The organism is Micrococcus sp. KRD077 (genome assembly GCF_017168505.1).
In the GTDB taxonomy this organism is placed as follows: Bacteria; Actinomycetota; Actinomycetes; order Actinomycetales; family Micrococcaceae; genus Micrococcus; species Micrococcus luteus.
The window spans coordinates 1-1,538 of record NZ_JABFAZ010000053.1 but is presented as its reverse complement, the minus strand read 5'-3'; the positions used below and the strand labels follow the sequence as shown (position 1 = coordinate 1,538).

Annotated in this window: 1 protein-coding gene and 1 pseudogene; both read left to right on the top strand. The window is 74.0% G+C overall.

The features are described from left to right. A pseudogene (locus J1M39_RS11100) lies at positions 1–521 on the top strand (pyridine nucleotide-disulfide oxidoreductase); the annotation flags it as partial. Positions 522–602: 81 nt separating this feature from the next. Continuing rightward, positions 603–1,238, top strand: a complete 636-nt coding sequence (locus J1M39_RS11095) for a TIGR03085 family metal-binding protein (protein ID WP_101965499.1) — start codon at positions 603–605, stop codon at positions 1,236–1,238. The last annotated feature ends 300 nt before the right edge of the window (positions 1,239–1,538 follow it).

Below are 1,538 nucleotides of genomic sequence, written 5' to 3'. Positions count from 1 at the left end.
AGTTGGACGGTTCCGGTGGGGTCCGTCCGACGGGGGAGACCGTGGACTACCCGGTGCAGGCGGTGTACCGGGCGGTGGGGTATTTCGGTTCGCCCGTGGAGGGGGTGGAGTTCGATGAGGTGCGCGGTGTGATCCCGAACGCGCAGGGCCGCGTGCTCGACGCGGACGGCGCCCCCGTCCCCGGCCTGTATGCCTCCGGCTGGATCAAGCGCGGCCCCGTGGGGTTGATCGGGCACACCAAGGGTGACTCCCTGGAGACGATCAAGCATCTGATCGAGGACGAGCCGGGGCTGTGGACGGCCCAGGAGCCCTCCGAGGAGTCGGTGATCGAGCTGCTCGAGTCCCGTGAGGTCCCGTACACCACGTGGGCCGGTTGGCATGCTCTGGATGACCATGAGAAGTCCCTGGGTGCGCAGGCGACGCAGGCCGGTCCGGTGGCGCGGGAGCGGGTGAAGGTCGTGGACCGGGAGGAGATGACCCGCATCTCCCGGGAGAGCGTCCTCCTCGGCGCCGGAGGCTGAGTCCTCCCGTCGGGCGGATTCGCGGCCGCGGCGCGGCCCACCCCTCGCCCGCGCCGCGGCCCGCTCCCTACCGTGGTGCCCATGACCACCTTCGCCGCAGCCGAACGCGCCCGTCTCGCTGACCTCCTGCTCGAGAAGGGCCCCCACGCGCCCACCCTGTGCGGCGGCTGGAGCACCCGCGACCTCGCCGCCCACCTCTGGCTGCGGGAGAGCCGGCCCGACGCCTTCGCCGCCCTGTTCATCCCGCCGCTGTCCCGCCACCTCGACCGCCTGACCGCGGACACCAAGCGCCGCGACTACGCCGAGGTCGTGCGGGAGTGGGCCGCGGGCCCGTCGGCGCTGAACCCCATGCGGGCGGCGGACAGGCACGTGAACGCGGCCGAGCACTTCATCCACCTCGAGGACGTCCGGCGCGGCGAGTCCGCGACCGGCGGCTCGCTGCCCGCCCCGCGCCCGTTCTCCCCGGACGAGGAGGACGCCCTCTACCGCTCGCTGCGTCGCATGGCCCCGCTGTTCCTGCGCACGTCCACGGCGCCGGTGGTCCTCCAGGGCCCGGGTCGCGCCCCGGTCACCGTCACCCGTGGGGCCGTGGCGCTGCGGGCGCCCGTCACGGTGACCGGCGAGGTCGGGGAGCTCCTCCTCTGGGCCTCGGGCCGGGACGCCGTGCACGTGGAGATCGACGGCGACGCGTCGGCGGCCGTGCGCACCGCCCTCTGACGCGCTCCGGCCCCGCGGCCCCGGGCCGGCGCAGCGTCCACTACACTGGCGGGCACAGGCGTCGACCCGGCCATCACCGGCGAGCCTCCGGAAGAACGGGCCGCACGGCCCCAGTAGAACCGGACGGGTAAGCCCGTCACAGCAGTCATCAAGCGGCCGGCACCCCGGGGACCTCCCGACGCCGGCAAGCAAGGTGGTACCGCGTCCGCGGCCGGCCGGAGGGTCGGGCCCTCGGGCGTCCTTGCACGGAACCGACGCCCCGGACGCAAAGGACCCCCGTGTACCCCCTTCTCTTATACA